Genomic DNA, 24,884 nt, shown 5'->3' on the forward strand with positions numbered 1-24,884 from the left:
AGGTTGTGAGAATAGAGAGTTGGTGAAACTGTGGACGGTATTTTAAAGCATATCCATTCCACTGAAGATATAAAGAATTTAAACGAAAAAGAGTTAAAGCAGCTTTGCAAAGAGCTGCGGCGGTTCCTTTTGCAGAAGGTATCCAAAACAGGAGGACATCTTGCGTCCAATCTGGGCATTGTGGAGCTGACCGTAGCACTGGAATACTGCTTTCATCTGCCGGAGGATAAAATTGTCTGGGACGTTGGACATCAGGCGTATATTCATAAGATGCTGACGGGCAGAAAAGAGGGCTTCGACCATCTGCGGCAGCTAGATGGACTGAGCGGCTTTCCCAAGCCGACGGAAAGCGACTGCGATGCCTTTGCGGCAGGACACAGCTCCACTTCCATTTCAGCGGCGTTCGGGCTTGCGAAGGCAAGAGACCTGACGGGCGGAAAGGAGCACGTCATTGCGGTTATCGGGGACGGCTCCATGACGGGTGGACTCGCGTATGAGGCACTGAACAATGTCGGCAAGGAGCATACCAGAATGATTGTCATTCTGAATGATAACCAGATGTCTATTGATACGAATGTGGGCGCCATCAGCCGCCATCTGAACAGCCTGCGGACAAGCTATCAATACCGTGGCTGGAAGGAGGCGGTCAAGCAGTTCCGAGATAATGTGCCTGTGATTGGTGAAGGAACCTATCAGGTGCTGAAAAACGTGCGTGACGGGGCGAAAATGCTCTTAACAGGCGGTGCATTGTTTGAACAGCTTGGGCTTAAATATATCGGCCCTGTGGATGGACATGATTTGCCGGATCTGATTGAACTGTTTGAAAATGTGAAGGAAATGAACCGCCCTGTGCTGATTCATGTGAAAACGATTAAAGGCAAGGGCTATCCCTACGCAGAGGAGCGTCCCTGGGCGTATCATGGCGTAGGTGCGTTTGATTTGAAAACAGGACAGCCGCTTTCCAAGGGCGGCAGAAGCTGGTCCTCTGTTTTCGGGGATAAAATGGTGGAAATCGGGAAGAAGAATCCGAAGGTCGCAGGGATTACGGCAGCAATGAGCGGCGGCACAGGCTTTGAGAAATTTCAGAGAGCCTTCCCGAAACGCTTTTTTGATGTTGCCATTGCGGAGCAGCACGGCACAACCTTTGCGGCGGGTCTGGCAAAGGGCGGCGTAACACCTGTGTTTGCGGTGTATTCCTCCTTCCTGCAAAGGGCGTATGACCAGATCGTGCATGATGTGTGTATGCAGAAGCTGCATGTTGTATTTGCGATAGACCGTGCAGGGATTGTCGGGGCAGACGGAGAAACCCATCAGGGCGTTTTCGATATCTCCTTTCTCAGCCACATCCCCAATATGACGGTGCTTTCGCCAAAAAACGCATGGGAATTGGAGGAAATGCTTGATTTTGCGGTGAATGAATGGAACGGCCCGATTGCGGTGCGCTATCCGAGAGGAACGGCGGAAACCGCTTTTGCAGAGCAGAAGGAGCCGATTACATACGGTAAGGCAGAGGTCATTCAGAAGGGCAGGGATATTGCTGTTCTGGCGGAGGGACACATGCTAAAGCCGGCGGCAGAGGCGGCAGAACGATTAGAGGCGGAGGGGTATCACCCCGTGCTTGTGAATATGCGCTTTCTGAACCCTCTGGATACGGAGCTGCTGAAAGAGATTGCTGAAACGTGCGCCCATATTGTGACGGTGGAGGATAATCTGCGTAAGGGCGGCTTCGGCTCAAAGGTACTGGAATACTACGGGGATGCAGGGATACAGACGGATGTGCTGAATCTGGCATTTCCCGATAAATATATCGAACAGGGCACGCAGGCACAGCTTTTTGAAAGATATGGGCTGGATGCGGCGGGCATTTATAACAGCATCAAGGAAAGATTGGGAGAATGACCATGGCAGAAAAGGTTGAAAAGGAAAGATTAGACGTTTTACTGGTGCAGCAGGGCTTGGCAAACTCCAGGGAGCTGGCGAAGGCGTATATCATGGCAGGGAATGTATACGTTGACGGACAGAAGGAGGATAAGGCCGGCACAAAGGTGGCAGTGACAGCGAAGCTTGAGGTAAAGGGCAACCAGATGAAATATGTCAGCCGCGGCGGCTATAAGCTGGAAAAGGCGATGGATGTATTCGGTATCCGTCTGAATGGGAAAATTTGTCTGGATATTGGTGCATCGACAGGAGGCTTTACGGATTGTATGCTGCAAAACGGTGCAAGCAAGGTTTATGCCATTGATGTTGGCTACGGTCAGTTTGCGTGGAAATTAAGAAATGACGAAAGAGTTGTTTGTCTGGAAAAAACAAACGTAAGATATGTGACGCATGAGCAGGTGCCGGATGAAGGGGATTTTGCATCGATTGATGTTTCCTTTATTTCTCTGACAAAGGTACTGCCTGCGGTGCTTGGCGTGCTGGGCGAAAAGGGGCAGCTGGTCTGTCTGATTAAGCCGCAGTTTGAAGCCGGACGGGAGAAGGTCGGCAAGAAGGGCGTTGTTCGGGACAGCAGCGTGCATCGCGAGGTCATCGAGATGATTGTGGAGTATGTCCGCACACAGAGCCTTGGGATTCTCGGTCTGGATTTCTCCCCGATTAAGGGGCCTGAAGGCAATATCGAGTATCTCATTTATCTGGATAAGAGCCGGAGCGGCATGCACGAGGACGAGGTGCAGGCGAGAGTAGATACCGTTGTTGCACAATCGCATAAAATCCTTTCGGGCGAGAAATGAGGTGCGGAAGATGAAAAAAGTAGCAATTTTACCGAATATACAGAAGGATAAGGGACTGGCGGTGACAAAGCGGCTGGTGCGTTATCTGGAGGAAAAGGGCTGTCAGCCGCGCCTTTCCGAAGCGGTGGCGGAACTGGCGGAGCTGCCGCAGTATGCGCAGACGGAAACGGAGCTGTATCAGAACAGTGATCTGCTGATTTCGCTTGGCGGTGATGGAACACTGCTTGGCATTGGCAGAAAAACGGCGAAATTTGAAAAGCCGATTCTGGGTATCAATCTGGGGACGCTCGGCTTTCTGACGGCAGAGGATAAGAATTATGCCGAAGCGGCGATTGATAAGGTGCTGAAGGGCGATTTTAAACTGGAAAAGCGCATGATGCTGACCTGCGGCATTGCCAAGGGGGATGAACGCACGGAGGGCATTATTGCTTTGAATGATATCTGCATTACGCGCGATTTATATAAAATTCTGGAGTTTCACGTTTTTGTAAATGATGAATTTGTGGATACCCTGCTTGCGGATGGTGTTATCATCTGTACGCCGACAGGCTCAACGGCATATAACCTTTCCGCAGGGGGGCCCGTATTGAAGGCGGATGCACAGATTATTGCGATTACACCCATTTCACCGCACACGCTGACAAGCAGACCCATTGTGGTTTCTGCGGATGATGTGGTTACGGTTGAGGTGAAGCCAAGCAGAGAGGACACGCCCTTTACGGTCAGTGCGGACGGGCAGAACAACTTTACGTTGACGGGGCAGAATGTTGTGCAAATTCGTCGTGCGGATGTCTGCACCACGATTATTAAGACAAAGCCGCAGAGCTTTTACGATGTACTGCGGCATAAATTGAAATAAGAATGGCTGAACAAGCAGCCTTTGGATATCTTTCTGAAACAGTAAGGAGGGGTAGTGCGATGAAGATCGCCAGACATGCAAAAATTTTGGAATTGATTGAAAATTATGACATTGAAACGCAGGACGAGCTGGCACAGAGGCTTTGTGAGGAAGGCTTTGTGGTGACACAGGCAACGGTTTCTCGTGATATTCGTGAAATGAAGCTGACGAAAATCGCAACAGAAAAGGGACGGCAGAAATATGCCGTGATTACGGGCAATGATACGGAAGTGACAGAGAGACTAACGCGCGTATTCAAAGAGGCTGTGCTGAAAATGGACTATGCGCAGAACATGATTGTAGTGAAAACACTGGATGGTATGGGCATGGCGGTTGCCGTTGCGCTTGATAATATGCAGAACAGCGAAATTCTTGGCACGATTGCAGGGGATGATACTGTTTTCTGCGTGGTGCGTACACATAATCAGGCGGCAGTTATCATCGAAAAGCTGTATCGCATCATCCATAGTGCCTAAAGGGGGGGGACGCTTTATGCTGGAACATCTGCACATCAGAAATGTGGCGCTGATTAAGGAAAGCGAAATCTCCTTTGGAGATGGGCTGAATATTCTGACGGGCGAAACGGGTGCCGGCAAATCCATGATTATTGATTCTTTGCAGTTTGCCCTTGGCGGCAGAGCAGGGAAGGATTTTCTGCGCCACGGCGAAAAGCAGGCGGCGGTTGAGGCGTTGTTTTCCGTACAGTCGCAGGCGCTTACGGAAAAGCTTGCGGAAAACGGCATTGTCCCTGAGGAGGACGGGACGCTTCTGATTACCCGCACACTCAGCGAAGCGGGAAAATCTGTCTGCCGTATCAACGGCTCTACGGTGACGGTCGGTATGCTGAAGGAGATTGCCGAGGATATGATTGATATTTATGGACAGCATGAGCATCAGTCTCTTTTGAATCCTGTGAAGCACATTCGCCTGTTGGATCGCTTCTGCGGCGCAGGCTTTGGTGAGGCAATGGAGGAATACAAAAACAGCCGGCAAAGGCTGAAGGACTTAGAAAAGCAGCTTACGATTCTGATTGGAGATGAAAGCCAAAGAGAACAGCGGATGGATATGCTGCTGTTTCAGAAGGAAGAAATCGAAGCGGCAGAGCTGCAGGAGGGCGAGGAGGATGCCCTTCTGGAGCAGAAAAAACGCCTGAGCAGCATGGAAAGGCTGATACGACTGACGGGCGAAAGTGTAACACTTCTGTATGACGGGGATGACCGCGCGCCCTCTGCCTGCGACCAGCTGGGGGATGCCCTTGCGAAATTACAGGAAGCGGCGGAATATGATGCGGCTCTGTCTCCCTTGGCGGATGCATTGGCGGATGGCTATGCTGCCGTGGAGGACTGCGCGCGGGAATTGAAGCGCGAGGCGGAAAAGCAAGAGGCTGATCCGGAGGAGCTGGAACGCATTGAGGAGCGCTTGCAGCTTTTTTATAAATTGAAGCGAAAATATGGCGGCAGCATCGAGGCGGTATTGGAATTTTACGAAAAAGCCGTACAGGAGCTGGAATTTCTCTCCAACAGCAGCGAAAAGGCGGCGGAACTTTCTGCCAAGAAGGCAGCGGAGGAGAAGCGCCTGTCTGCTCTTGCGGAAACGCTGACAGCAAGAAGAAGGGCGACTGCCGAACAGGTGGAGGAGCAGATTGAAACGGCACTGCATGACATGGAAATGAAGCATGCACGGTTTCATATTCAGATAGAAGAAAAAGCCGATTGGGGCGCAGACGGCAAGGATAAGGTGGAATTTCTGATTTCTGCCAATGCAGGGGAGCCGCTCAAGCCCTTGGCAAAGATTGCATCCGGCGGCGAAATGAGCCGTGTGATGCTTGCACTGAAAACGGTGCTTGTGGATGCGGATGAAATCGGGACATTTATTTTTGATGAAATTGATACAGGGGTCAGTGGCAGAACGGCGAGAAGGGTCGGCGAGAAAATGCGCTTTCTGGGCGGAAAACGACAGCTTCTCTGCATTACGCATCTGCCCCAGATTGCCGCGATGGCGGATAATCACTTTCTGATTGAAAAGGAAAGCGACGCAGGAGAAACCGTGACGCGCGTGACGGCACTGGACGAGGAAGGCGCGGTGCGCGAGGTGGCGAGACTGATGAATGATGTGACGGAAACCACACTGGCAGCGGCAAGAGAGCTGCTTGCGGAAAAATAAAACGAAGAACACATGATGACACCCTAAGTCGAAATCAGGATTTCGACTTGTTGAAGCAGAGGAATAAACAGACGAGTTCCATCAGCTTAAAAGCCTTGAAACTCGCTGTTTTCCTCGTCGGAAGTGAATTCCGACTGCGGATTCCATTTGGGAAACGGATTTGTTTCCCAAGCCCTTCCGCTACCTCAAAATTACTTTGTCTACAGACTGAGCACATGATGACAGCATTGTGTGTTCTTTTTTTGTCGAGATTTTTCTGCTTTTCACAGGAAAAACGACAGGTTTCGCAGGTCCTTCGTTTTATAATCATAGAAGGAGGGAAGGAATGGAACCGAAGATTTACATAGATATCGTTTTTCCGGTGACATGGGGGATGGATGCCTTTCTGCTCTGGATGGCAGGGCGGATTCTGGGCCTGCGAAGGAAGCGGTGGCGATTTGCATTAGGCGGTCTTTTTGCGGCGGTGTGTGATTGCGCGTGGCTTTTCTTTTTGCAAAGAAGCGGCGGTGCGCTATTTTCGCTTTTGCTTCTGGCGGGCGGCGTTTTCATTGCCTATACACCGAAAAGCGGAAAAATATTTTTGCGGCTGATAGGGACAACACTGCTTTCTTCGTTCCTGCTTGGCGGCGGCGCACAGCTTTTGTTTACCTTTACGCAGGCACAGCGATTGTTTGGGCAGGGTCTTATCGTAGAGCAGATTTATCCGTGGTGGCTGCTGCCATGGGCGGTGCTTTTGGCGTATGTATTGCTGAAATTGGGTGCAGGGTGGATGGAGACGCATATTTGCCGCAGACGTGAATTCTGCACGGCTGCTGTGTTTCGGCAGGGCAGATGCGCCGAGGTGCGCGTGCTGATTGATACGGGAAACGGGCTGAAGCAGGCGGATGACCGAGGGGTTGCGATTCTGGAGATGCAGGCGGTTTTGCCGCTGTTTTCGGCAGAGGAGGGCGTGCGGCTGCTTTCCGGGAGCAGAGAGGGCTTGGAATGGCTTGCGTTCAGCAGTCTGGGGAACCCGGATGGCAGGCTCTGGGGTATACGGGCAGAGAAGCTGATTTTGTTTTTCGGGGGAAAAAGCATCTGCCATCGGGATATTTTTGTCGGGATTGCCGAGGAAGCGTTTACGGGCAGTTATGAGGGCATTGTGCCACCCTCTTTATGGAAGGAGGATTCGGAATGAAGGAATGGAGATATTTAGTTTTTCTTGTAAAATACCATCTGAACCGTTGGATACGGGAAAAGAAGCAGGGAGGGGTATTCTATATCGGGGGGAGCGATGTATTTCCGCCGCCGCTCAAGCCGGAGGAGGAGCTGGTGCTTCTGGAGCAGCTGGGCGGAGAGGAGGATGTGACGGTAAAAGCTGTTCTGATTGAGCGAAATCTGCGTCTGGTGGTCTATATCGCAAGGAAGTTTGAAAATACGGGCATCAATGTGGAGGATTTAATTTCCATTGGCACGATTGGGCTGATTAAGGCAATCAATACGTTTAAGGTGGATAAAAAAATTAAGCTGGCAACCTATGCTTCACGCTGTATCGAAAACGAAATTCTGATGTATCTGAGACGAAACAGCAAGACGAAAACAGAGGTTTCCATTGATGAGCCGCTAAATGTGGACTGGGAAGGAAATGAGCTGCTGCTTTCCGATATTCTGGGGACGGAGAACGATATCATCACGAAGGATATTGAGAATAAGGTTGACCGAGAGCTTTTGCAGGATGCCATGCAGAAGCTGAGCGGACGGGAGCGGCGGATTGTAGAAATGCGCTTTGGTATTCTGCCGGAAACAGAGGAAAAAACGCAGAAGGAGGTGGCGGATATTCTGGGGATTTCGCAGTCCTATATTTCCAGACTGGAAAAAAAGATTATGCGGCGGCTGAAAAAGGAAATAAGCAAAATGATGTAAGAAAAAGGTGCGCCCGATTGGGACGCACCGAAAGCGGATGTTGAAGGACATCCGTTTTTTGCTATACATCCAGATAATGAAGCGGTTCATAATCGACATTTTTTGCCTTGCCAAACCCACGGTCAATATACTGCTGATTGCCATTTTTTCCGCCGTGGCGCTGGATGCGTGTGCTTTCGCGCAGGGCGGCTGCTGTGGGAATGCCGTCATGGATTTCTGTCAGACGCATGAAGAAAACTCCTTTCAATTGCTATAACAGCTTTTTTGCTAGGATACGAAAAAGAATGTGATTTTATACGAGGATTGGCGAGATTTGCTTCGTATATTTTTGTGCGCAAAGGGAGAAGGTATTCATATACCTTTGAACGAATGGAGTGACAGGATTGGCTTATTACGGAAAGGTGGAAATCAGCGGTGTGAATACGGCAAACCTGCCCGTTCTGACAGGAACAGAGGCAAAGGCGCTGTTTATAAAATGCAAGGCAGGGGACGAAGCTGCCCGTCAGCAGCTGATAGAGGGGAATTTGCGGCTGGTGCTTAGTATTATCAAGCGCTTTGAAAACCGCAATGAAAATATGGATGATTTGTTTCAAATTGGTGTGGTGGGGCTGATTAAGGCGATTGATAATTTTAATATTGAGATGGATGTGATGCCGTCAACGTATTTCTGCCCCATGATTATTGGGGAGATTCGCAGATATCTCAGGGATAACAACACCATTCGGGTGTCGCGTTCTCTCAGGGATACGGCGTATAAGGCGTTACAGGTGAAGGAACGGCTGATGGCAGAGCAGGAAAAGGAGCCGAGCATAGAGGAAATTGCGAAGGAAATGGGGATGAGCCGAGAAAATATCGTGATGGCAATGGATGCCATTCAGGATCCGGTTTCCCTTTTTGAGCCGATTTATCATGACGGCGGCGACACGCTTTTTGTGATGGATCAGGTGAGTGATGAAAAGAACGGTGACAGGCTCTGGCTGGAAAATCTTTCTCTGAGCGAAGCCATGCAGCACCTCAATGAGCGCGAAAAGAAAATCGTAAATCTGCGCTTTTTTGAAGGCAAAACACAGACAGAGGTCAGCACAGAAATCGGCATTAGTCAGGCGCAGGTTTCCCGTCTGGAAAAATCTGCTTTGCAGCACATGCGAAAGTTTATGTAAGGGATTATGGGAAAACGAAAAAAGGTAGTCGAATATTCCTATAAAAGGTGTAGACAATTTTCTTTTGATAGGATAAAATGAAAAGCAAAGGGGAATTTTTAGATACCCGAAGGAAAGAAGGCTTTTTGAATATCAGGAGGAAAAATATGAAAATAAAAGCAGAAGATACCGCGGCATTGATTATCGATTTTCAGGAAAAACTGGTGCCTGCCATTGCAGATCATGATGAAATTGTTGCAAAGGCAGCTATTTTTGCGGCAGGGTTGAAGGAATTTGGCGTTCCTATGGCTGTGACACAGCAGTATACAAAGGGACTGGGCGAAACTGTTCCTGCGATGAAGGAAGCTATCGGCGCATTTGAACCCATGGAAAAAACAGCTTTTTCCGCAATGGGCTGTGATGCCTTTGTGGAATGGGTAAAAGCACAGGGCAAAAAGACAATTTTGGTTTGCGGCGTGGAAGCACATATCTGCGTGCTGCAGAGTATTATAGATTTGATTGGTGAAGGCTATCGTGTATTTATTGTGGCGGACTGCGTTGGCTCCAGAGTGGTATACAATAAGGAGTATGCAATCCAGAGAGCTGTGCAGGAGGGTGCATTCGTAACTACCTGCGAGGGCGCGCTGTATGAAATGACACAGGGGGCAGGCACACCCCATTTCAAAGCAATTTCAAAGCTGACAAAATAATGATTGGAGGCCTCAATTCCTGAGAATTGGGGTTTCTTTTTTGAGTAGGTTTTCAAGAAGGAATGAGAAGAATGCACATAAAAGAACATTTTCAGACAATTACATACCATAGAAGGCTGGTGCGGCAGAGCTGCTTCCGGGTTGGGCTTTACTGGCAGGGGCTGACGCATGATTTGAGCAAATACAGTCTGACAGAATTTTTGGTCGGTGCGAAATATTTTCAGGGTGATTGCAGCCCCAATAATGCAGAGAAGGAGGAGAAGGGCTATTCCTCCTCCTGGCTGCATCATAAGGGCAGAAATAAGCATCATTTTGAATATTGGATTGATTATTCCATGCCCGGCAGCAAGGGGCCGCTTCTGATTGGGATGAAAATGCCCCTGCGGTATGTGGTGGAAATGTTCATGGATCGCATTGCAGCATGCAAGGTTTATCAGAAGGAAGACTATACCGATGCAAGCCCCTGGCTGTATCATCAGAAAAGCAAGCGTGTACAGGCGGTGATGCACCCCGAAAGCCTTGCTTTGCTCAATCACTTACTGCAAATGCTGGCAGAGGAGGGGGAGAAAAAGACCTTCGCTTATGCAAAACAGCTGGTACAAAAGGACAGAATCAGCCGATGGAAAAAATGCTTTGGAAAAAAGCAGGGCAAACGAGGTGAATGAGATGAACAAAGGAAAGGTAGTAGTAGGGATGAGCGGCGGCGTGGACAGCACGGTTGCGGCATATCTTTTAAACAAGCAGGGCTATGAGGTGACAGGCGTAACACTGCGGATGTGGGACGGAGAAGGCACAGAGAAGGCGATTGCCGATGCAAAACGGGTGGCAGATTCCATCGGGATTTCCCATGAGGTACTGGATTGCAGAGAAGCCTTCCGTACCTGTGTGGTGAATGATTTTATCGGACAGTATCAAAAGGGCGTAACCCCGAACCCCTGTATCGTCTGCAACCGCATGGTAAAGGAAAAATCCCTTCTGGATAAGGCAAAGGAAATCGGTGGGAAGTACATTGCAACGGGGCACTATGCCCGTATCGAAAAGCATCCGAAAACGGGACGTTATGCCATCCGAAATTCTGCAACCGCCGAAAAAGACCAGACGTATGCGCTTTATCGGCTGACACAGGAGCAGCTTGGCGCAATGCTTCTGCCTATTGGGGAATATACCAAGGACGAGGTGCGTAAGATTGCGGAGGCTGTGGACGGCTTTGTGGCAAAAAAAGGCGAAAGTCAGGATATCTGCTTTATTCCCGATGGGGATTATGCCGCCTTCATTGAAAGAGAGGGCAAGCTGACGGAAACGCCCGGTAATTTTGTAGATATGGACGGGACTATTTTAGGTAAGCACAAGGGCTTGATTCATTATACCATCGGGCAGAGAAAGGGGCTTGGCATTGCGCTTGGCAAGCCTGCCTTTGTGTATCGTTTGGATACGGAAAAAAACGAGGTTGTTCTTTCCGATAATGCGGCATTATTCCGGACAACGCTTTGTGCCGACAATCTGGCATACATGGCGTATGATAAATTTGAGGACGGACAGCGTTTTCTGGCGAAAATCCGCTATGCGCATAAGCCTGCATGGTGTACTGTGCGGATGGTCGGGGAGGATAAATTAGAGGTTGTCTTTGATGAACCGCAAAGAGCGATCACGCCCGGGCAGTCACTTGTGCTGTATGATGGGGAATTTGTTGCCGGTGGCGGATTTGTATTGTAATTAAGCCAAAAATGAAAAAGCTTTTTTGAAAATGCAAAAGGGGAGGATTCAAGGGAAACGGGTTGGCAAATGTCGGCCTGTTTCTTTTTGAAAAAATGCTTCACAGCACAAAGGGCAGAAGCCGAAAATTCGGTTCTGCCCGGTGGGGTCGAAATGTGTATCGTATTTTTTTTGATTTACTTGAGTAAAATCAAAGACTTTCTTTTAAAATTTCGATGATTTCCGCTCGATTGGGAACGTGATAGCCGCCCTTCAGAATCAATGTGACATCTGCGATGCTCTCCAGCATATCCTCGGTTACGCCAAGCTCTGCAAGATGCAGCACTACGCCGATTTCACGCATCCAGTCTTCCATAGCAGAGAGACCCTCCTGTGCTACTTGCTCTGTTGCCTTGCCCTCTGCATTGATGTTCCAGACATTCACAGCAAAACGCTTGAATTTCGGGATGGCATAGGGCAGTATATGGCGATAATATGGCAGGGATACCGCAGAAAGCGTCATGCCGTGGGTCGCATCAGTATAGCCTCCGACTGCCTGCCCAAGCATGTGCACCATCCAGTCGGTATGCTTTCCTTTGTCAATGAGCGTATTCAGTGCCCATGTGGCTGTCCACATGAGATTGCTGCGCGCTTCATAATCCAGTGGATTTTGTACGGCTATGCGGCTGGAATGAATGACAGAGCGCATTAAGCCCTCGCTGATGTAATCACTGGTGTTGTCATCTTCATCCGAAAAATATTGCTCGCAGATATGATTGAAAATATCATATATACCGGAAACCATCTGATATTTCGGCAGTGTAAACGTATATTCAGGATTCAATATCGTAAACCGAGGCATGATTTTTTCATCGGCAAAAACATGAGCAATTTTCTGATGTGTTTCTGTGTTGGTAATCACGCTACCTGCGTTCATTTCGGAGCCGGTGCCGACCATGGTGAGGACGCAGCCGACAGGGACGATTTCGCAGCTCGGTTCTTCAAAGCGAACAAAGTATTTCTCCCAAGGCTCCTCCTCGCAATGAACGGAAACAGAGACAGCCTTGGAATAATCGCAGACAGAGCCGCCGCCTACAGCAAGCAGTAAATCTGCCTTATGCGCACGGGCAATTTCAATTCCCTCATGCAGCTTTGCAACGGTGGGATTGGGCATAACACCGCTAATCTCTGCAACAGTTTTATTATTTTTCTTTAAAAGAGCAGTTACGGCATCATAAATTCCATTTTTCTTAATGGAGCCGCCGCCGTATATCAGCACAACATTTTTGCCGTACTTGGATAGTTCGTCATTGAGGTAGTTCAAGGATTTTTTCCCGAAATACAGCTTGGTTGGATTGCAGTAAGAAAAGTTACCTAACATAATTGCTCACCCATGCCTTTCTTTTTAATTCTTATAAAAATCATGCACCTTTTGATGACTGCTCTTATTTTAGTCGTATTTATTCTGTGGGTTGTGCGAGGGGATTTTGGCGGTATCCCTCCAGCAGATTGTCATTTTCCATGATGAACGGCCGTGTTGTATCCTGCTCCCACGCAACATCATATTTTTCCATGAGATAATCACTCAGCTCTGTCCGATTTTTTAATTTTACCAGACGATATGGCTCCTGGAAGGCGACCTTCTCGATAAAATAAAGCTCTCCGTTTTCTGCGGGAAGCAAAATGCCGACATGACCGATAAAAAGCGTATTATCCGTATCCGAAAATTTGTCATGCAGAACGACGGAGATCAGGCGTGCCTTGTCGTCTGTAAACGAAATGCCGCGTTCCCTCCAGCCTGCCTGCAGAGCCTTGACCTGCTCGGTTACATCGGTACTGTTTGCAGCATTTACAGGTGCGAACAGAGCACAGAATTTGGCGGTACTGTCTCCGCAGAGAACAGAGGAATCCGCAGAAAGCGTTTCAAGATCCAGAAAAAGCGCATCCTCGCCTTGGGTATTCGGCTGATTAGCTCCCACTGTGACAAAGTCGCCGAATAGACTGAAGGCTGTGATCCTGCAATTATATCCGGGAAAGCTGCCGTTTTTTTTCATCCAAGCATCCTGCATTTCATAGGGATCATATTTGGTTTCAGTTGGTGCCGCGCTTTCAAAGCCCTTCGTTAGCCACTCACTTTTTACATCTGCACGAAAGGCATCGACCTTGGCAAAAAGGGTATCAATTCTGTTTTCCTTTACCCCAGCATCCGAGAGACCTTGGCGAAGCAGGCTGCGAGATTCTTCATCCGTCAGATTGGAATATACAGCGGTTTTCAGTGGCAGCTGTTGGCTGTCTGCTTTTGTTGCTGCACAGCCGCAAAAGCCGCTTAGGGTTAGGCTTGCAGCCAGCAGCAGGGTGGCATATTTTTTCAAATTCATGTGCATCTACCTTCCTTATAATGGATTTGGGTGGAGCATACTTCTTTCAAGGTGTTAGCCAAGAATGCGCCGGTCGAAATGTTGCAAGACTGGCGCAAACCGGATAAATATTGGATTTTTACGGTAGTTCAGATTATTCCCATTCTACAAAGACTAACGCTTTTTGTTTAGGAATTATTCTCTGTAATGTTTCTCGTTCTTTTGATTATTTGATATATCCATATTATCCTGCCTATACGAGCTAATGTTATCATTTTGTTATCGGCATTGATAACACCTACTCGATAACTGTGGATAATAACTATATGTAGCATGTCAAATTATAAGCTATTTTGCTTAGAGATTCAACACAAAACTGAAATTTTACTTTTCCTTATATTCATCTGGTATTGCTATTTGAAATGTTTCACACAACAGCATCACATCATGCACATCATTTTTATCGTGTTCATATCCCAAATGAAGCATTACCTGACTCAATGGTTCAATACAAGAAACAGTTATATCTCCAACTTTTCCAATACCGGAAAAAGTTTTTGATGGAAATATATCTCCCTCATAAACAATTCCGTCATCTGTAAATTCAAAACAATGTAAATCAATGATTCTTTGTTTATCATCTTTCCAGACAGTATGACCATCCGTTGTATAATCAGTATTTACTTCCTCAAATCCATGCTGCTTAATCACATAAATATAATCATGATAATGTTTCAGTTCAACAAACAAATCAATATCATTGTGTATTCTTGATTCTCTTTTAAGAAGTGCATCAACACCCCATCCGCCATCTAAATATACTTTAATTTCGTTTTGCAAAGCATATTTTATAATTTCACATGCATCTTCTGTACGTACCATAATCTATCCTCCAAATTCAAATCTTTGTATGCTTTCCAACTCACTAAAAGCCTGAAATTTGTCAGTCTTTCATCCTTTTTGTTATCAATCACCAATTAGCTGTAATCCATTAGGATTTAGCTGATATATTTTATCGCACACCTCTTCAATATACTTTCTATCGTGAGAAATGCTAATGACAGCCCCCGGAAATTCTCGGAGCATTTTTCTTATTACCGGACCGGACAATGGTGAAAAATTTCTTGTCGGTTCATCCAGAATAAGAACATTTGCACCACTTAAGCTCATCCTCAAGAGAAGCACTTTCGCCTTTTGTCCGCCTGATAACTCCCGAATCGGATGCTCCATTTCATCTGGTGTGTATTTAAGTGAACCAAGGTATGTTCTAATTCTTGTACGCTCTTCTTTATCTCCTGTTTTATCAAGGTAATCAACCGGTGTAACATCCAAATCCAGCAGGTCTTCATAAGTTTGAGGCATATATTCTGCTTTAATGTCATTCCGATTTAGGAGTTCTTCCGCTATCTTTTTTAGAAGAGTCGTTTTTCCTGCCCCGTTGGCTCCTATCATACAGATTTTTTCTGAACCTTTTATTTTTAAATGAATTCCTTCTGCTAAAATTCTTTTGCCATCCGGAGTCACAAGCTTTGAAAGTTCATATTCTATGACCGTTTTTCCTGCGGGAATGTGTGAGTTTTCATCCCCTAATTTGACAAAGATTGCTTCTTCCTGTTCCGGCATCTGAGTCATATTTTCATCTTCTTTTTCAAATCTTCGTTCCATTGCCTTAACCGTATGCATTTTGTCCTTTAAGTTTTTGGCAACAGACGGTGCTTGTCTGGTACAACTTCTTAATGCACCTTGTACACTCTGCATAACTCTTTGATATTTTTCATCGCGAATCTTTTTCTCCCTACGGTCACTCAGTGCCCGCTGTTTTTGGATTTCAAATTTATGAAGCCGTTCTTCCACATAGCGTCTATAGGGAAGCTTTGCCACGGTATATCTCGCCTTTGTTTTTCGTATAATCTGCTCGATATGTATCACCATGTTGGCAGTACGCTCTATCAGCGTTTCATCGTGTGAAATAAAAAGCACAATGTGCTTCCAGTCATTTATGATTTTTTCCAGTAATGTAAGCGTCGCAATGTCGATGTCATTGGAAGGTTCGTCCAACAACAGCACAGAAACATCGCGAATGAAAAGCCTCATAAGTTGTGTCTTGACTTTTTCGCCTCCTGAAAGACTACCCATTGTCTGGTTACTGTAGAAAAAATCATTTTTCATTCCAAATTTTCCCGCAATAACAGACAATTCTTTAGGCGTTTTCTCCCAGAATATTTCCTCTTCAGAAAAATATTCGTATATTGTTTTTTCCTTATCTTCATCGAGCATCTCCTGCGGAAGATAACCAAGACGTTCGTGTCCCATTATCCTTTCCCCATCTGCTTCTATATAGTTTTCTACAAGCGACGGATTGTATATCCACTTCATTAATGTCGATTTCCCATTTCCCTCTTCTCCAATAATAACTGCCTTATCTCCATCATTTAGCACAAGGTTGAAATCATTAAGAATTATTCTCAGGTCTTTTTTATGTGTTAAATTTAATTTTTTTATCTGCAACATTAAAGTTTCTCCTTTTCGAAGTCTGAGCCAATTATTATTTTGAACACACAAAAACGAGTCTTTTTTGCATACGCAAAAATAGACTCGCTAAATAGACCCTTATTTCTTTTCCAAAAGGAAAACAAAGGAAATGCCTCTTGCGATAATCCAACTTAAGCGTACACAAAACAAACCTATTCTCTACAGGCTCAATAACTATATGTGTCTTACTTAAATCAAATTATCTATTAATCATTTCCTCACCTTACACAAAATGTGCCTTTCTTTCTTCTAATGGCAATACTATCATACTGTATTTTTTGTGTCAATACATTTCACCTTATGGAAGTGCAAATTAAAATTTTCACTTCCTAATTATACATCCAACCATTACGAAATTCAATCTTTCACAACCTCTTTACAACCACAACCACAGCACTCCAGCAAACGCAGGAGCACCATACCGTAAAACGCTTATGTGTAAATCAACTCCGTTCCTACAACTTCCCTCACACAAGCCTGAATATTATTCATTCTTCCAATCCATTCGTAGGGATTATCTTTCTTTAATTGTTCCGTCACATCTTGTCTGTCGGCATATTCCTTTACCAGTCGAAGAAACATATCCTCTGCTTGCTTATCGACTTCTGCAAGATAACTATGCAGCTTTCCGCTTGTCAGCAGGTTCATATATAACACTTTATAGTGTTCCTTTAAATGCCTTGCATGTCGTTTCCCCCATAAACCAATCGGCTCTATTTCTTCTTCGGCTGGTACTGTGATGTTCGGCAATAAATAATCACCCACCTGTCTATAAGTTCCGCCCATTTCTTCAAAAATTGTCTTTGTCATTTTCCTTTTCCTCCTGTGATTTTTGTCTATCGTGATCGTGTATTATCACGCTTGCGACCTTTAACTGTTCTTGCCTGCTCCAACAAATCATCTATCTGTTTGCGACCAAAAACCTTACGGAGCAGGCTGTAATCTTTATTTTCTGCTTTTAGGATTTTGTTTTCTTCGGTCAATCTTTCATTGACTTTCTCCAAACGCTGATTGGTGCGGTATAACTGTGCATTCGCTGTATTCAGCCTATGATAGTTGTCCCACCCCTCAAAGCAGCGGGCAAGCACCGTTTTGACAAGTTGCTTCAATTTCCTTACAACCGGCTCTGCCATTTTGGTTTTATATGCCTTTGCAGTCATAAATTTCTCTGGTTCTGGCAACTGATATTTCGGTGCAGTATCAAGCTCTATTTCAAGATTTGACAGCTCGTCTTTTGCCTTATCATAGTTCAATACTCGTTCCGACAACACATCAAATTCAATCTGTTTCTGCTCGATTTTCGCACCTAATGCCGCCACTTCTTTTTCTCTTTCCTGCTTTTTATAATCCAAAACAGAAAGATGTTTTTCGTGTGTGCCTAAATGTTCCCACTCAATCCCATAACGTTCCATCACCGCCGCAAGCTGTTCTTTTTCGGACTGTATCCATTGCGACCACTCCGTATCGCCACGACTGCCGCCCTTAAAACCTTGCGTTGCAAGAGCCTGCTTTAGTGACACTCTTGTATCAAGTCCACGCTTGCTGCCTGTGGTAAAAGGTACAAAATCTATGTGCAGATGTGGTGTAGCTTCATCCATATGCAGATGAGCCGAGAACACCCGAAGCTGTGGATTTCGCTCCTGAAAACCCTGATAGTATTCATCTAAAATCTGCTTTGCCAGTTCTCCGTTTTCCGTATCGGCGTTCATATTTCCCTTACCGCCCACCTGTAAAATGATTTCGTGGAACGGTTTTTCCTGCTTGGAACTTCGGATTTTTTCATAATAATCTTTTATCTTTCGGTCTGACCTTATCTGCTTGGCATTGTATCTTTCCAATGCTTCATCAAACAATTCGTGATAAACTGTCTTTATATTTTCATTGCAGTAGTCGATATTGAGATGAGTACGAGTTCCGTCTACATTTTCTGCTCGGAACTTTCGGCTATTGTGATTGACCGAGCCTTTACCGACCATTGCACTTATCGTTCTCTGCATTTTTTCATCTCCCATCTGTAAATTTCAACATTCTCAGGTTTTGTTACTTTTGTCAAAAGTAACGCAAAAGCACTTTTGACGGGTACACCCATCAAAAATGCGACCTGTAAACAGGTTTTGCGTTCTCCGAAGGCTCTCCGAGGGGTGAGCGTGTGCCGGTGGCACACACGCCTGCGAACCGACCGAGCCAGCAGGCGAGACCAAAGAGCCGCCTTTGAAAAGGCACTCTCTGCACACTCCCCTAAACTTTATCCGGTGTCAAAGTGTGACGATGGTGACAATGTTTTTCACAGCGTGCTGCTCTCAAAAACATTGACACCTTTGACACCGTTTGTCACGCCGTCTGCTCGGTTTCTTTCCAAAGTGAAACCTTTCTTCCGTCGTGTGTGCGGCTGTTCTGATAACGGATACCGTAATCACGAAACAGCCTGCTTGCGTTGATACTGAGCCTTAAAGAAAGTACATTCGGCTTTATATCCACCGCAAGCCTTTCGCAAAGTTCCGAAGCAGTTCCTTCCCATCTGTCACTTTCCGAAAAGAGCGTATCCGCTATCTTCTCAAGCAGAGGTTCGGGCGGTTCTTTCCACATCTCCGTTTCCGATTTTGCAAAGTTCCACACCAATCGCTCGCTGTCCCTTACAAGATGGATTTTCATATCCTGCTGGTCTCTGCCAGCAACATCAAGTGTGGCATTGTTGGAAGCACGCTTGTCCTTACTGAGAACAAATGCACCGTCTGCCGCACCCATCAGACCATTCGTGCCTGAAATCATATCGAATATATCTTCCGATTTTTGTTTGCGTGTATGATGAACAATAAGCATTGAAACCTTGTAACTGTCTGCCAACGCTTTCAGCCTTGCCACAACATCATAATCACTTGCGTAGCTGTAATCTGCTCCGCCTGCTTCACGCACACGCTTTAAGGTGTCTATGATAATCAAGCCTGTGTCTGGGTGTTCCCTCATAAACCCTCTTATCTGTTCTTCCAGTCCGCCATTGACCGTTTTACATTCCGTTGCGAAATACAGATTGCCTGTCTCCTTTGCACCGAACATCTGAAACAATCGCTTCTGCAAACGTGGGTAATCATCTTCAAGGGCAAAATAAAGCACCGTTGCCTTACGCACCTTATACTCCCAAAGCGGTGTGCCTGTGCTGATATGATAGGCAAGCTGTGCCATCATAAAGCTCTTTCCCACTTTCGGGGAACCTACGAAAAGGTAAGTTCCCCTTTGGAGCAGACCGTCGATAAGTGGTGTCTGAACCTCAAACACCGTATCATACAGCGTTGTCATTGATACTGTTTTCAGATAGGAAGGGTCTAACTGTCTGAGTATTTCCCTTTGCATTTCTTCAAAAGATTGCTCGTACCCCTTGAAATCCGTATCCTGATTGACTATACTATTGTCAGTACATTTGGAAAGTGACTGTTCCGCATCTGTTGCCGCAGATACATTTGGAATAGTCATTTCTTTTTTATTCTCCATTCGCATCCTCTCCTTTCAAACCGCCGAGAATAATGGAAATCAGTTCTATTACACTCAGCAGTTCATCATCCACACCTTTTCCTGCTTCAATCCTTTTCAGTTCCGCAAGGACTGTGGCAAATTCCGTTTTCAACGCCTTATACACTCTCGGATTGCCCTGTACCACCACATCCTGATTTAAGCAACGGCGGTAACAATACTCCTGTTTTGGCAATCCTGATAGAGCTACAGCTCTGTTAATGAGTTCGTTTTCTTCGGGCGATACTCGAAACCCTACTGTGATATTCCTCCAACGATTTTTGTTATCTCTGTTCTTAGCTGACATTTTCAAAATCTCCTTTCCCTAAATCATCTAATTTTTCTGCCATCTCAATCTGCTTTGACGGAAAGAGGTGTGCGTACTGATAAGTAATATCAATACTTTCGTGACCAACTCGGTCAGCAATCGCCACCGCAGAAAAGCCCATATCAATCAAGAGTGAAATGTGGCTGTGACGGAGATCGTGAATGCGGATACGCTTCACGCCTGCCGCCTTTGCCCCTCTGTCCATCTCGTGATGAAGATAGCTTTTCGTCACCGTAAAGATACGGTCTTTCTTCTTCAATCCGTAAAGCATACCGAGATATTCTTTCATTTCCTCACACAGAAACTTCGGCATTTTAATCGTGCGGTTGCTCTTTTTCGTTTTCGGAGAAGTAATCACATCCTGCCCTTTCAAACGCTGATAGGATTTATTGATTGTGACTGTTTCCTTATCAAAGTTGAAATCTGCCGGAGTCAAAGCTAACAGCTCGCCCTCTCGGATACCGCACCAGTAAAGCATTTCAAACGCATAAAAGGAAACAGGCTTGTCCATCATCTCAAAAGAGAATTTCTTGTATTCTTCCTTTGTCCAGAACAGCATTTCCTTGTGTTCCTCACGTCCCATATTTCCCACCTTTGCCGCAGGATTGGAACGCAGTTCATAGTAGCGGACAGCGTGATTGAAAATGGCGGACAACTGATTGTGCAGCGTTTTCAGATACGTCTGTGAATAAGGCTTTTTCTTCTCATCACGATAGGCAAGCATTTCATTCTGCCAAGTAATAATCTCCTTTGTGGAAATCTCGCTGATTTTCAGTTTCCCGAAATACGGAAGTATCTTTGTGCGTATGATATGCTCTTTGGTAAGCCACGTGTTTTCCTTCAAACGGTTCTTCACATCATTGATATAAAGCTCCGTAAAGGCTTCAAAACTCATATCAAGGTCTGAAGAAGTCTGCAATTTGAACATTCTTTCCCATTCCTGTGCTTCTCGTTTGGTAGCAAAGCCACGCTTGCATTTCTGCTTGCGTTCCCCTTTCCAGTTCACATACCTTGCCATCACATACCAAGTACCGTTATCTTCATTCTTAAATACCGGCATTTACATTTCCCCCTTTCCTGCTCCGTAGAGCCTTTCGTAAAAATACTGGCGATTTACACGCCCTGCAATCGTAATAAAGCCCTTTGCTTTCAATTCCTCATTTAATTGTCTGATGAGTTTATATGCATAAGGTTTTGATACGTTTAGTTCCTGAGCCACATCTTCGGCTCGGATAAATCTGTTTTCCATATCCTTTTTCTTCCTTTCTTAAAATAATTTTTTGCTTGCCGCTTTCTCCGTGTTAAAGTTCCAACAGGCACTCCTGCTTGTCGGCAGGCGCTGTGCTGTCCCAATGCACCGCAGTACATCAGGCGCTCGCTCGTATAGGGGTTCCCGAAAAGTCGGAGACTTTTGGGGAAGAGGAGGAGCAGTGCAGCGAATGAGCTTTTGTGCTTGCACACAAGCGAACGATACGGAACTTGCTCCGACGAGGTCTTGGCGGTTTGGCTTTTCGGACGGTCATTCAGTTGTCGCATTAAGCATATTTGTTTAATTCGTAATTTATTTTACTAAACATATTTGCTATTGTCAAGTGGTTGCAAAGAAAATATTAAACATTTTTGTTTCGGTTTTTCTTGACTTCCACTAAACATTTCTGCTATACTTATTTCACTAAATATAAAAGGAGCGTATCATTATGGCTATCAGCGAAAGAATACATTTTTTCAGACTAATGCGTGGTATGACACAAAAGTATCTCGGTACAGCAATCGGTTTTCCAGAAAAGAGTGCTGATGTGCGTTTGGCACAGTACGAAACTGGTACACGCAAACCGAAAGCAGACCTTACAAATGCATTGGCACAGGTGCTTGATGTTTCTCCACAGGCTCTTGATGTTCCTGACATAGACAGCTATATCGGTCTTATGCACACTCTGTTTACCCTTGAAGATATTTACGGTCTTACTGTCAGTGAAGCAGACGGAGAGGTATGCTTAAAGGTCAACAAGGACAAAGGCAGAGAAGCATATGAACTCCTCAAAATGCTGTATGCTTGGAAAGAACAGGCAGACAAGCTATCTTCCGAAGAAATCAACAGAGAAGAATACGATAACTGGCGTTACCATTATCCAGAGTTCGACACCACACAGCGTTGGGCAAAAGTTCCATCACAGGAATTAAGTGACGCTCTCGTGGAAGCATTCAAAGACCACTTGAAAGATAAATAAGCACCTACAGGACCTGCCACTGGCAGCTCCCTACAGATGCTTTGGCAACGACAAAAAAGCCCTTAACTATGGTTATTAACCACAGCTAAGGGCTTAGTTTATAATATGGAATTTGTTCAGAGCCAAGCTCCGAACTTTAGTCTGCAAGCCACCTGTTAATTGTTCCGTTACCCATAAACCACTGGATAACAAGAATAATGGCACTTGCTATGACTGTTATCAATTTGTTATCAAAAGACTAATCGAAATCGCTGAAACCCGCATAAACACTGGCTTTTTTAAGCAACTCGATTTATTCAAACTCAATCGTACCGGTGGGCTTGGGTGTCAAATCGAACAGCACGCGATTTATGCCCTTAACCTCATGTGTGATACGGTCGGTGATATGCTGCAGCAGCTCAAAGGGTACATTTTCTACGGTTGCGGTCATAGCATCGATTGTATTTACGGCACGGATGATGGCGCACCATTCATCCACGCGCTTATTATCCTTCACGCCAACGGATTTCAAATCGGGGATAGCGGTGAAATACTGCCAAACCTTGCCCTCCAGACCGTTCTTTGCAAATTCCTCACGCAGGATGGCATCGGATTCGCGCACAGCCTCCAATCTGTCTCTTGTGATGGCACCCAGACAGCGCACGCCCAGACCGGGACCGGGGAAGGGCTGTCTGTAAACCATGCTGTCGGGCAGACCCAGAGCCTTGCCGCAGGCACGCACCTCGTCCTTAAACAGCATTTTCAGAGGCTCTACCAGTGCAAAATCCAAATCCTCAGGCAGACCGCCGACGTTATGGTGAGATTTGATTACCTTTACGGTTTTTGTGCCGGATTCGATGATATCGGGGTAAATCGTTCCCTGACCGAGGAATTCAATGCCTTCCAGCTTTCTTGCTTCCTCCTCGAATACGCGAATAAATTCCGCGCCGATGATTTTACGCTTCTGTTCGGGGTCGGCAACGCCTGCCAGCTTATCCAGGAAGCGGTCAACGGCATCTACATAAATCAGGTTTGCATCCATTTCATCGCGGAACACCTGAACCACCTGTTCGGGCTCGCCCTTGCGCAGCAGACCGTGGTTTACATGCACGCAGGTCAGCTGCTTGCCGATGGCACGAATCAAAAGCGCCGCAACAACAGAGGAATCCACGCCGCCGGAGAGCGCCAGCAGAACCTTTTTATCGCCAACCTGACGCTTGATGAGTTCAATCTGGTCGGCAATGAAGTTTTCCATGTTCCAGTTGGCTTCTGCCTTGCAGGTATCGAATACGAAATGCTTCAGAACTGTTTCTCTTTCTGCATCATCCGCAGGGAAAGCCGCGCCGCCTTTATGGTCTGCCTTTAAAATAGGAAGGCCTGCGTTGTAAACCGCCTCGGATGCATCAATTTCCACGCCATCCACCACGCGGTTCACGCCGCCGTTTAAGATAATCCCCTTTACGCCGGGCAGCTTTGCCAGCTCCTCTGCGGTAATATCGTGGGGATGAATTTCCGTATAAACTCCTAATGCACGAATCTCGCGGGCAATCTTGGGATTTTCCTCACTGCCCAGATCCAGAATCAAAATCATGTCCTGCTTCATAAGTACCTCCTAATGCTGATAACCATGTAACTGTTCTGTATGATATTTACTATGATATTTTATTGTACCATAGCGAAGGGAATCGGAAAACAGAAAATCGATATTTTCCGAAAAATTATTTTGCTGCCTTCACCGCGCGGATAATTGCCTGCTCCGCTACCCTTGCGGCAAGGATACCGACCGTATCTACGGGGTTTTCGGGGAATTCCAGCTCGCCTGTGGAAAGGCAGAAAATCGTATCTCCGTCAAGGGAGGTATGAATCGGGCGGATGCAGCGTGCCAGTCCGTCATGCGCCATGCCTGCCACCTTTGTTGCCTGTGCCTTTGTCAGCTTCACATTGGTTGCGACTACGCCGATGGTGGTGTTTTTGCCGCTGATGGAAAAATTGGATGCCATCTGCAAAAAGCCCTCCTCTGTAGAGGTAAAGCTGCCGTCATCTGCCCTTGTGCCTGCGATGATGCTGCCGTTTTCGTAAACATCCCCGATGGCATTGACCGCAATCAGCGCTGCCACGTGAATCCCGTTTGGCGTTTCCTCGCTCCATGAGCCGATGCCGCTGTTTGTGCAATGCGCCATGCCGCGCAGCTTGCCGACCGTTGCGCCGCAGCCTGCGCCGTAATCACCTTCCAGAAGGACAGAATCGGAGGCGTTTTCGCATGCCTGCATGCCCATTTCCTTATCGGGGCGAACGAAGGCATCCCCATATTCCAAATCAAACAGCACCGCAGAGGGGACGATGGGTACGCTTGTTACGCCGACATCAAAGCCGATGCCCCTTTTTTCAAGCCAGTTCATGACACCGCTTGCCGCCTCCAAGCCGAAGGCAGAGCCGCCCGAAAGCACAACGGCATGCACCTTCTCCACGGTATTGATGGGGTTTAAAAGGTCGGTTTCTCTCGTGCCGGGGCCTGCGCCGCGCACATCCACGCCACAAATCGCGCCGGTCTCTGCAAGCACAACGCTTACACCTGTTTTCGCAGTCGGATTTTCCGCCTGTCCCACCCTTATGCCCTTTATATCAAGGATATTTCTTTTTAATTCCATCTGAAGCACTCCTTTTTGTCCAAAAGTATCGTTTCCTCTTGATTTTAGCTGTTTTTCTCTTTTTTGTAAATA

Annotated in this window: 25 protein-coding genes; 12 read left to right on the forward strand and 13 right to left on the reverse strand. The window is 46.4% G+C overall.

Annotated elements, in window-relative coordinates:
* Positions 1-30: 30 nt before the first annotated feature.
* The 7 genes from dxs to sigE all read left to right on the forward strand — a co-directional run bounded on the left by dxs (position 31) and on the right by sigE (position 7,695).
* A complete protein-coding gene (gene dxs / locus EJE48_RS09095) occupies positions 31-1,899 on the forward strand; it encodes a 1-deoxy-D-xylulose-5-phosphate synthase (RefSeq protein WP_207667384.1) in 1,869 nt (622 codons plus the stop codon).
* A 2-nt stretch (positions 1,900-1,901) separates the two neighbouring features.
* Positions 1,902-2,732, forward strand: coding sequence for a TlyA family RNA methyltransferase (locus EJE48_RS09100; RefSeq protein ID WP_118582397.1), 831 nt, complete (start codon positions 1,902-1,904; stop codon positions 2,730-2,732).
* Positions 2,733-2,742: 10 nt separating this feature from the next.
* On the forward strand, positions 2,743-3,591 hold the full coding sequence (locus tag EJE48_RS09105) for an NAD(+)/NADH kinase (RefSeq protein ID WP_016408115.1): 849 nt from the start codon (positions 2,743-2,745) through the stop codon (positions 3,589-3,591).
* A gap of 59 nt (positions 3,592-3,650) precedes the next feature.
* Positions 3,651-4,106, forward strand: coding sequence for an arginine repressor (gene argR, locus EJE48_RS09110; protein ID WP_016408116.1), 456 nt, complete (start codon positions 3,651-3,653; stop codon positions 4,104-4,106).
* A gap of 16 nt (positions 4,107-4,122) precedes the next feature.
* Complete coding sequence (gene recN, locus EJE48_RS09115) at positions 4,123-5,793, forward strand: DNA repair protein RecN (RefSeq protein WP_160117344.1); 1,671 nt, start codon at positions 4,123-4,125, stop codon at positions 5,791-5,793.
* Between the two features lie 325 nt (positions 5,794-6,118).
* Positions 6,119-6,970, forward strand: a complete 852-nt coding sequence (locus tag EJE48_RS09120; protein WP_118582391.1) for a sigma-E processing peptidase SpoIIGA — start codon at positions 6,119-6,121, stop codon at positions 6,968-6,970.
* On the forward strand, positions 6,967-7,695 hold the full coding sequence (gene sigE / locus EJE48_RS09125; RefSeq protein WP_118582388.1) for an RNA polymerase sporulation sigma factor SigE: 729 nt from the start codon (positions 6,967-6,969) through the stop codon (positions 7,693-7,695). The genes EJE48_RS09120 and sigE overlap by 4 nt, the downstream gene beginning before the upstream one ends.
* 61 nt (positions 7,696-7,756) lie before the next feature.
* Here sigE and EJE48_RS12280 read toward each other — a convergent pair whose 3' ends face one another.
* Complete coding sequence (locus tag EJE48_RS12280) at positions 7,757-7,924, reverse strand: hypothetical protein (protein WP_016408120.1); 168 nt, start codon at positions 7,922-7,924, stop codon at positions 7,757-7,759.
* Between the two features lie 154 nt (positions 7,925-8,078).
* Here EJE48_RS12280 and sigG point away from each other — a divergent pair, with 154 nt between their 5' ends.
* The 4 genes from sigG (at position 8,079) to mnmA (ending at position 11,257) form a co-directional block, all read left to right on the forward strand.
* Complete coding sequence (gene sigG, locus EJE48_RS09130; protein ID WP_118582385.1) at positions 8,079-8,855, forward strand: RNA polymerase sporulation sigma factor SigG; 777 nt, start codon at positions 8,079-8,081, stop codon at positions 8,853-8,855.
* 146 nt (positions 8,856-9,001) lie between these two features.
* Positions 9,002-9,544, forward strand: coding sequence for a hydrolase (locus tag EJE48_RS09135; protein WP_118582382.1), 543 nt, complete (start codon positions 9,002-9,004; stop codon positions 9,542-9,544).
* Positions 9,545-9,615: 71 nt separating this feature from the next.
* Positions 9,616-10,209 (forward strand): DUF5662 family protein, encoded by a 594-nt coding sequence (locus tag EJE48_RS09140; protein ID WP_174707776.1) that lies wholly within the window; start codon positions 9,616-9,618, stop codon positions 10,207-10,209.
* Position 10,210: 1 nt separating this feature from the next.
* Positions 10,211-11,257 carry a tRNA 2-thiouridine(34) synthase MnmA gene (mnmA, locus tag EJE48_RS09145; protein ID WP_243108011.1) on the forward strand — a complete coding sequence of 349 codons (1,047 nt, stop codon included), beginning with the start codon at positions 10,211-10,213 and terminating at the stop codon, positions 11,255-11,257.
* Between the two features lie 190 nt (positions 11,258-11,447).
* On the opposite strand, the gene EJE48_RS09150 is transcribed toward mnmA, so the two are convergent.
* The 10 genes from EJE48_RS09150 to EJE48_RS09195 form a co-directional block, all read right to left on the reverse strand.
* Positions 11,448-12,617, reverse strand: coding sequence for an iron-containing alcohol dehydrogenase (locus EJE48_RS09150; RefSeq protein ID WP_118582373.1), 1,170 nt, complete (start codon positions 12,615-12,617; stop codon positions 11,448-11,450).
* Positions 12,618-12,696: 79 nt separating this feature from the next.
* Positions 12,697-13,614 (reverse strand): DUF4300 family protein, encoded by a 918-nt coding sequence (locus EJE48_RS09155; RefSeq protein WP_243108012.1) that lies wholly within the window; start codon positions 13,612-13,614, stop codon positions 12,697-12,699.
* 363 nt (positions 13,615-13,977) lie between these two features.
* On the reverse strand, positions 13,978-14,475 hold the full coding sequence (locus EJE48_RS09160) for a nucleotidyltransferase domain-containing protein (RefSeq protein WP_009247521.1): 498 nt from the start codon (positions 14,473-14,475) through the stop codon (positions 13,978-13,980).
* An 84-nt stretch (positions 14,476-14,559) separates the two neighbouring features.
* A complete protein-coding gene (locus EJE48_RS09165) occupies positions 14,560-16,104 on the reverse strand; it encodes an ATP-binding cassette domain-containing protein (protein WP_009247522.1) in 1,545 nt (514 codons plus the stop codon).
* Between the two features lie 453 nt (positions 16,105-16,557).
* Positions 16,558-16,935: a TnpV protein gene (locus tag EJE48_RS09170; protein WP_009247523.1), complete on the reverse strand. Its 378-nt coding sequence runs from the start codon at positions 16,933-16,935 to the stop codon at positions 16,558-16,560.
* Positions 16,936-16,961: 26 nt separating this feature from the next.
* A complete protein-coding gene (locus EJE48_RS09175) occupies positions 16,962-18,101 on the reverse strand; it encodes a plasmid recombination protein (RefSeq protein WP_019190307.1) in 1,140 nt (379 codons plus the stop codon).
* A 355-nt stretch (positions 18,102-18,456) separates the two neighbouring features.
* Complete coding sequence (locus EJE48_RS09180; RefSeq protein WP_055200169.1) at positions 18,457-19,611, reverse strand: AAA family ATPase; 1,155 nt, start codon at positions 19,609-19,611, stop codon at positions 18,457-18,459.
* Positions 19,601-19,936 carry a plasmid mobilization protein gene (locus EJE48_RS09185; protein WP_009247526.1) on the reverse strand — a complete coding sequence of 112 codons (336 nt, stop codon included), beginning with the start codon at positions 19,934-19,936 and terminating at the stop codon, positions 19,601-19,603. Before EJE48_RS09185 ends, EJE48_RS09180 begins: the two co-directional genes overlap by 11 nt.
* A complete protein-coding gene (locus tag EJE48_RS09190) occupies positions 19,926-21,017 on the reverse strand; it encodes a site-specific integrase (protein WP_009247527.1) in 1,092 nt (363 codons plus the stop codon). Before EJE48_RS09190 ends, EJE48_RS09185 begins: the two co-directional genes overlap by 11 nt.
* Complete coding sequence (locus EJE48_RS09195) at positions 21,018-21,206, reverse strand: helix-turn-helix domain-containing protein (protein WP_009247528.1); 189 nt, start codon at positions 21,204-21,206, stop codon at positions 21,018-21,020.
* A 448-nt stretch (positions 21,207-21,654) separates the two neighbouring features.
* Between EJE48_RS09195 and EJE48_RS09200 the strand changes: the two genes are divergently transcribed.
* Positions 21,655-22,185 carry a helix-turn-helix domain-containing protein gene (locus EJE48_RS09200; RefSeq protein ID WP_009247529.1) on the forward strand — a complete coding sequence of 177 codons (531 nt, stop codon included), beginning with the start codon at positions 21,655-21,657 and terminating at the stop codon, positions 22,183-22,185.
* Positions 22,186-22,477: 292 nt separating this feature from the next.
* Here the strand turns inward: EJE48_RS09200 and guaA are convergent, their stop codons facing one another.
* Both guaA and EJE48_RS09210 read right to left on the reverse strand, forming a co-directional pair.
* Positions 22,478-23,767, reverse strand: coding sequence for a glutamine-hydrolyzing GMP synthase (guaA, locus tag EJE48_RS09205; protein WP_124984517.1), 1,290 nt, complete (start codon positions 23,765-23,767; stop codon positions 22,478-22,480).
* Positions 23,768-23,882: 115 nt separating this feature from the next.
* Positions 23,883-24,812, reverse strand: a complete 930-nt coding sequence (locus EJE48_RS09210; protein ID WP_118578884.1) for a P1 family peptidase — start codon at positions 24,810-24,812, stop codon at positions 23,883-23,885.
* Positions 24,813-24,884 lie beyond the last annotated feature (72 nt).

This window comes from Anaerotignum faecicola (genome assembly GCF_003865035.1).
Classification (GTDB): domain Bacteria; phylum Bacillota; class Clostridia; order Lachnospirales; family Anaerotignaceae; genus Anaerotignum_A; species Anaerotignum_A faecicola.

Excerpts from the sequence above, each read along its gene's own strand:
- EJE48_RS09190 (WP_009247527.1), bottom strand. The coding sequence starts at position 21,017 with ATGCCGGTATTTAAGAATGAAGATAACGGTACTTGGTATGTGATGGCA.
- sigE (WP_118582388.1), top strand. The coding sequence starts at position 6,967 with ATGAAGGAATGGAGATATTTAGTTTTTCTTGTAAAATACCATCTGAAC.
- EJE48_RS09120 (WP_118582391.1), top strand. The coding sequence starts at position 6,119 with ATGGAACCGAAGATTTACATAGATATCGTTTTTCCGGTGACATGGGGG.
- EJE48_RS09210 (WP_118578884.1), bottom strand. The coding sequence starts at position 24,812 with ATGGAATTAAAAAGAAATATCCTTGATATAAAGGGCATAAGGGTGGGA.
- EJE48_RS09165 (WP_009247522.1), bottom strand. The coding sequence starts at position 16,104 with ATGTTGCAGATAAAAAAATTAAATTTAACACATAAAAAAGACCTGAGA.
- EJE48_RS09155 (WP_243108012.1), bottom strand. The coding sequence starts at position 13,614 with ATGAATTTGAAAAAATATGCCACCCTGCTGCTGGCTGCAAGCCTAACC.
- EJE48_RS09175 (WP_019190307.1), bottom strand. The coding sequence starts at position 18,101 with ATGGTCGGTAAAGGCTCGGTCAATCACAATAGCCGAAAGTTCCGAGCA.
- EJE48_RS09100 (WP_118582397.1), top strand. The coding sequence starts at position 1,902 with ATGGCAGAAAAGGTTGAAAAGGAAAGATTAGACGTTTTACTGGTGCAG.
- EJE48_RS09180 (WP_055200169.1), bottom strand. The coding sequence starts at position 19,611 with ATGGAGAATAAAAAAGAAATGACTATTCCAAATGTATCTGCGGCAACA.
- EJE48_RS12280 (WP_016408120.1), bottom strand. The coding sequence starts at position 7,924 with ATGCGTCTGACAGAAATCCATGACGGCATTCCCACAGCAGCCGCCCTG.
- argR (WP_016408116.1), top strand. The coding sequence starts at position 3,651 with ATGAAGATCGCCAGACATGCAAAAATTTTGGAATTGATTGAAAATTAT.
- EJE48_RS09195 (WP_009247528.1), bottom strand. The coding sequence starts at position 21,206 with ATGGAAAACAGATTTATCCGAGCCGAAGATGTGGCTCAGGAACTAAAC.
- EJE48_RS09160 (WP_009247521.1), bottom strand. The coding sequence starts at position 14,475 with ATGGTACGTACAGAAGATGCATGTGAAATTATAAAATATGCTTTGCAA.
- EJE48_RS09150 (WP_118582373.1), bottom strand. The coding sequence starts at position 12,617 with ATGTTAGGTAACTTTTCTTACTGCAATCCAACCAAGCTGTATTTCGGG.
- EJE48_RS09170 (WP_009247523.1), bottom strand. The coding sequence starts at position 16,935 with ATGACAAAGACAATTTTTGAAGAAATGGGCGGAACTTATAGACAGGTG.
- EJE48_RS09105 (WP_016408115.1), top strand. The coding sequence starts at position 2,743 with ATGAAAAAAGTAGCAATTTTACCGAATATACAGAAGGATAAGGGACTG.
- EJE48_RS09135 (WP_118582382.1), top strand. The coding sequence starts at position 9,002 with ATGAAAATAAAAGCAGAAGATACCGCGGCATTGATTATCGATTTTCAG.
- EJE48_RS09200 (WP_009247529.1), top strand. The coding sequence starts at position 21,655 with ATGGCTATCAGCGAAAGAATACATTTTTTCAGACTAATGCGTGGTATG.
- guaA (WP_124984517.1), bottom strand. The coding sequence starts at position 23,767 with ATGAAGCAGGACATGATTTTGATTCTGGATCTGGGCAGTGAGGAAAAT.
- recN (WP_160117344.1), top strand. The coding sequence starts at position 4,123 with ATGCTGGAACATCTGCACATCAGAAATGTGGCGCTGATTAAGGAAAGC.
- EJE48_RS09185 (WP_009247526.1), bottom strand. The coding sequence starts at position 19,936 with ATGTCAGCTAAGAACAGAGATAACAAAAATCGTTGGAGGAATATCACA.
- EJE48_RS09140 (WP_174707776.1), top strand. The coding sequence starts at position 9,616 with ATGCACATAAAAGAACATTTTCAGACAATTACATACCATAGAAGGCTG.
- mnmA (WP_243108011.1), top strand. The coding sequence starts at position 10,211 with ATGAACAAAGGAAAGGTAGTAGTAGGGATGAGCGGCGGCGTGGACAGC.